Below are 1,674 nucleotides of genomic sequence, written 5' to 3'. Positions count from 1 at the left end.
GTCAGCTCGGGCACCACCTGGAACAGGTCTCCGACGAGGCCGTAATCAGCGACCTGGAAGATCGGCGCCTCCTCGTCCTTGTTGATCGCGACGATGACCTTCGAGTCCTTCATCCCGGCCAAATGCTGGATCGCCCCGGAAATGCCCAGCGCGACATACAGGTCCGGCGCCACCACCTTGCCGGTCTGGCCGACCTGCCAGTCGTTCGGTGCATAGCCGGCATCCACCGCCGCGCGCGACGCCCCCACCGCCGCGCCGAGCGCGTCCGCCAGCGGCTCGACGACGGCGTGGAAATTCTCCGCCGAGCCGAGCGCCCGCCCGCCCGAGACGATGATCCGCGCCGCCGTCAGCTCGGGACGCGCCAGATGGGCGATCGCCTCCGACAGGAAGCGCGCGCCGTTCGCCTCGCCCGCCGGCGCCACCTCGCGGATCGGCGCGGCGCCGGTCTCGGCGGCGGCGGCGAAACCGGCGGTGCGGATGGTGAGCACCTTTTTCGCTTCCGCCGAGCGCACCTTCTGGATCGCGTTGCCGGCATAGATCGGCCGCTCGAACATGTCCGGGCCGAGCACCGCGGTGACGTCCGACACCTGCATCACGTCGAGGAGCGCGGCGATGCGCGGCATCGCGCTCTTCCACACCGCGCTCGAGGGCGCCACCAGCGCGTCATAGTCGCCCGCCAGCGCCACGCCCAGCGCCGCCAGCGGCTCGGCGAGGTGGTGCGCATAGGCGGGTGCGTCGATCAGCAGCACCTGCGCGACGCCCGCGAGCGTCGCCGCCGCCTCGGCGGCCGGGCGGCAGCCCGAGCCGATCACCGCCACATGCACCGGCGCGCCGAGCGCCAGCGCCGCGGTCAGCGCCCGCGCGGTGACCGGATTGAGATGTGCGTCGTCATGTTCGGCAAACAGCAGCGTCGCCATCAGATCACTCCCGCCTCGTTCTTCAGCCTGTCGACCAGCTCGGCCACCGAGGCGACCCGGATGCCGGCGCTGCGCCCGCCCGGCTCGGTGGTGGAGATCACCTCGAGCCGCGGGGCGATGTCGACCCCGAGCGTCGCGGCGCTGGTCTCGACGATCGGCTTCTTCTTCGCCTTCATGATGTTGGGCAGCGAGGCGTAGCGCGGCTCGTTGAGCCTGAGATCGGTGGTCAGGATCGCCGGCAGCGCCAGCTCCAGCTTCTGCAGGCCGCCATCGATCTCGCGGGTGACATTGGCGCTCCCGCCCTCGATGACGACCTTGGAGGCGAAGGTCGCCTGCGGCCAGCCGAGCAGCGCCGCCAGCATCTGGCCGGTCTGGTTGCAGTCGTCGTCGATCGCCTGCTTGCCGAGGATGACCAGGCCGGGGGCCTCTTCCGCCACGATGGCCTTCAGCAGCTTGGCCACCGCCAGCGGCTCGATGCCGGCCTCCTCGGTCTTCACCCAGATGCCGCGATCGGCGCCCATGGCCAGCGCGGTGCGGATGGTCTCCTCGGTCTTGGCCGGGCCGACCGACACCGCGATCACCTCGGTGGCCGCTCCGGCCTCCCTGAGCCGCAGCGCCTCTTCCACCGCGATCTCGTCGAACGGGTTCATCGCCATCTTGACGTTGGCCAGCTCGACACCCGAGCCGTCCGCCTTCACACGGATCTTAACGTTGTAGTCCACAACCCGCTTAACGGGCACGAGGATCTTCATAAGGC

2 protein-coding genes are annotated in these 1,674 nt (G+C 70.3%); both read right to left on the bottom strand.

Features of this window, described 5'->3' with window-relative positions; genetic code table 11:
- Nucleotides 1–917, bottom strand: a 917-nt coding sequence (locus AC1RU4_RS26210; protein ID WP_492894795.1) for an electron transfer flavoprotein subunit alpha/FixB family protein, incomplete at its 3' end; no start/stop codon positions are given.
- Nucleotides 917–1,669 carry an electron transfer flavoprotein subunit beta/FixA family protein gene (locus AC1RU4_RS26205; protein WP_492894797.1) on the bottom strand — a complete coding sequence of 251 codons (753 nt, stop codon included), beginning with the start codon at nucleotides 1,667–1,669 and terminating at the stop codon, nucleotides 917–919. The genes AC1RU4_RS26210 and AC1RU4_RS26205, both read right to left, overlap by 1 nt.
- Nucleotides 1,670–1,674 lie beyond the last annotated feature (5 nt).

It is taken from the genome of Ancylobacter sp. GW821-FHT10E12, assembly GCF_058809335.1.
The sequence above is the reverse complement of the archived record's forward strand: the minus strand, read 5'-3'. Positions and strand labels throughout refer to the sequence as shown.